Source organism: Streptomyces sp. SPB074, assembly GCF_000154905.1.
GTDB lineage: Bacteria > Actinomycetota > Actinomycetes > Streptomycetales > Streptomycetaceae > Streptomyces.
The window spans coordinates 4,148,762-4,151,849 of the sequence record NZ_GG770539.1; the positions used below are offsets into that span (position 1 = coordinate 4,148,762).

Sequence of the window (3,088 nt, forward strand, 5' to 3'; positions counted from 1 at the left end):
GACGACACCCTCGCCGCGATGGCGGAGGTCTTCGGCGCCGGGCGCCGCGCGGCCGTGTGCCGCGAGCTGACCAAGACGTACGAGGAGGTGCGGCGCGGCCCGCTCGCGGAGCTCGCGGCGTGGGCGGCGGAGGGCGTGCGCGGCGAGATCACCGTCGTCGTGGAGGGCGCCCCCGAGCCGGGCCCCGCCGACCTCGACGCGGCCGAGCTGGTGCGCAGGGTGCGGGTGCGGGAGGAGGCGGGGGAGCGGCGCAAGGAGGCCATCGCGGCCGTGGCGGCGAACGCGGGGGTGCCGAAGCGGGAGGTCTTCGACGCGGTGGTGGCGGCGAAGAACGCGGAGAAGAAGGCGTAACCGTTCCTTCGCGCCAAACATGGGCAAAGCGGCCCGGGCCTTCGGCAAAGCCCGGGTCGCGGCGGAAGCCCCGAAGTGCACGGCTTCGCCAAATACGGTCCAACGTTCGGCAGCCCCCATGGTGCGGGCCGCCGGGCGGGAGTGCACTGGTCGTGCGGGGCGGTGCGCCGCTCCGGGGCCGGCGGTTCGCAGCCGGCCGGGCACGACACGAGGAGCCGGCATGAGCGAGTTGGCAGACAGCATCCACTCCGCGACTACGAGCGGCACCGCCGCGACCACGAGCGGCGCCGCCGGGGCCACGGGCGGCTCCGCCGGGGCCGCCGGGACCGTTCAGGAGTCCTACTCCTTCGCCTGTATGCGCTGCGGGCACGGCTGGGAGCAGGCGTACGAGATAGAACGCCACTCCGGCCAGGACGGCCACCCCTACGTGGTCTACCTGGCGGGGGGCGAACGCGTCCCCTCCCCGCTCAGCAGCCCGTCCTGCCTCAACTGCGGCGGCGGTGTCGTCCGCATCATGCGCGCGGGCCGGGTCACCTCGGCGGCCTCGCAGGCGCACACGTACGGGCACGGGACGGCCCCCGCGAAGCCGGCGCGGTCCCGCACCGGCGGCGAGACCGCCGATGGCGGCACGGAGACCACCGGCGACCCGAGCGCCGAGCCTGCGGTGCCCCACCACTGGCACGTCCTCGCCGACCTCCTCCACGTCTTCCACCGCCGCCCCGCCGGGGACAACTGACCGGCGGGGCGCGGCGTGCGCTGAGTGGCTGGCGGCGCCCGGGCGTGCGCCGACTGACCGGCGCCCCCGTCCGCCTCCGCTGGCCGGCGCTTCCCGGGCCCCGATACCTCGCCCCGCGCCTACCGGCGGGGGCGTCGCCCCTGCACCCCGTCCGGCGCGCCTTCGTAGGATCGGTCCCATGAAGGCCAAGGACGACAAGACCGCGCCGCCACCGCTGCCCGAACCCCTGCGGGTCGCGGTGGCGGACGCGCACACGCACCTCGACATGCAGGCGGGCACCGTCGAGGAGGCGCTGGCGAAGGCCGCCTCGGTCGGGGTGACGCGGCTCGTCCAGGTCGGCTGCGACCTCGCGGGCTCGCGCTGGGCCGCAGAGACGGCGGGCGCGTACGAGCCCGTCCTGGCGACCGTGGCACTGCACCCGAACGAGGCACCGCGCCTCGTGCACGGCGACCCCGACGGCTGGTCCCGGCAGGGCGAGCGCCCCGCCGGGGGCGAGGCGGCGCTGGACGAGGCGCTCGCCGAGATCGACCGGCTCGCCGCGCTCCCGCAGGTGGTCGGCGTCGGCGAGACGGGCCTGGACTACTTCCGTACGGGCCCCGAGGGCAAGGACGCGCAAGAACGTTCGTTCCGCGCGCACATCGAGATCGCCAAGCGCCACGACCGCACGCTCGTGATCCACGACCGCGAGGCCCACGACGACGTGCTCCGGGTCCTCAAGGAGGAGGGCGCGCCCGCGCGCACGGTCTTCCACTGCTACTCGGGCGACGCGGAGATGGCAGAGATCTGCGCGCGCGAAGGCTACTACCTGTCCTTCGCGGGCAACGTGACCTTCAAGAACGCCCAGAACCTCCGCGACGCCCTCGCAGTCGCCCCGCTCGACCTCGTCCTGGTCGAGACGGACGCCCCCTTCCTCACCCCGGCCCCCTACCGCGGCCGCCCCAACGCCCCTTACCTGATCCCCGTCACCCTGCGCGCGATGGCAGGGGTCAGGAATCTCGCGGAGGAGGACATGGCGGAGGCCCTGGCCCGGAACACGGAGCGGGCGTTCGGGGTACCGGGTCTGTTCGAGGGCTGACCGGACGGGCGACGCCGGCACGCGGCTCGACAAGGCGAAAGCGCACCCCGCGAAAACCGTTGGCTCCCCCGCCGGCCCCTCGCCACACTGCCGTCCCATGACCCCACACCCCGATGCCCCCGGCGCCCCGGCGCCCTTGTGCCGCTGTGGCGCGCCCCGTTCGAGGACGGCGAACTGGGGTCCCTGCTCGGCGAGGCGTTCGGCGGGGCTCCCGCCCCCGGGCTCGCGGCGCGGATCGCGCGGCACAGCCTCGGCTGGGCCGCCGCGCGCGACGCCCCCGGCCGCCTCGTGGGCTTCGTCAACGTCGCCTGGGACGGCGGCGCCCACGCCTTCCTCCTCGACACGGCGGTCGCCGGAAGCCACCGCCACCAGGGCCTGGGTCGCGCACTCGTCGCGCTGGCGGCGGCCGGAGCCCGCGAGGCAGGCTGCGACTGGCTGCACGTCGACTACGAGGAACGCCTGCGCCCCTTCTACGAGAACGGCTGCGGCTTCGCCACCACGGCAGCCGGCCTCATCCGTCTCAGCGAAAGCTGAGACGGGCACCGCCCGTGGCGCCTCCGCCCGCCGCGTCCCGGCGCCGCCCATGGGGCCCGTCCGGGCGGGAGCGGAGAGGGAGAACGTTCGGTCTTGGGTGGTGAGTGGGGTGAATGGGTGGCGGGGTGCGTTGGGCAGGACGTTCGTTACCGCGCACGGGTGCCGCCACGACCCCGGATCGGACTGCGGCGGGCGGCTATGGGCAGCGTGACGCCACCGGCGAGTGCGCGGATGGCGTGGCGCCCGGAGGTAGAACGTTCGGTACCGTCCGGCCATCGCGCCGCCCATGAGGTAGAACGTCCGGTGCCGCGCCGACCAGCATGTGCGACCCCGGATGGGGCGCGGCGGGCGGCGGAAGATCGAGGACGGCGAGACGCCGCGAATGCCGGGAC

Annotated in this window: 3 protein-coding genes and 1 pseudogene; all 4 read left to right on the top strand. The window is 75.3% G+C overall.

What is annotated here, in order from left to right; genetic code table 11:
- Positions 1–351, top strand: a pseudogene (locus SSBG_RS17255) (16S rRNA (cytidine(1402)-2'-O)-methyltransferase); the annotation flags it as partial.
- A gap of 220 nt (positions 352–571) precedes the next feature.
- Positions 572–1,087: a hypothetical protein gene (locus SSBG_RS17260; protein ID WP_008747382.1), complete on the top strand. Its 516-nt coding sequence runs from the start codon at positions 572–574 to the stop codon at positions 1,085–1,087.
- Between the two features lie 178 nt (positions 1,088–1,265).
- Complete coding sequence (locus tag SSBG_RS17265) at positions 1,266–2,162, top strand: TatD family hydrolase (protein ID WP_008747383.1); 897 nt, start codon at positions 1,266–1,268, stop codon at positions 2,160–2,162.
- Between the two features lie 138 nt (positions 2,163–2,300).
- A complete protein-coding gene (locus SSBG_RS17270) occupies positions 2,301–2,696 on the top strand; it encodes a GNAT family N-acetyltransferase (protein ID WP_037870022.1) in 396 nt (131 codons plus the stop codon).
- Positions 2,697–3,088 lie beyond the last annotated feature (392 nt).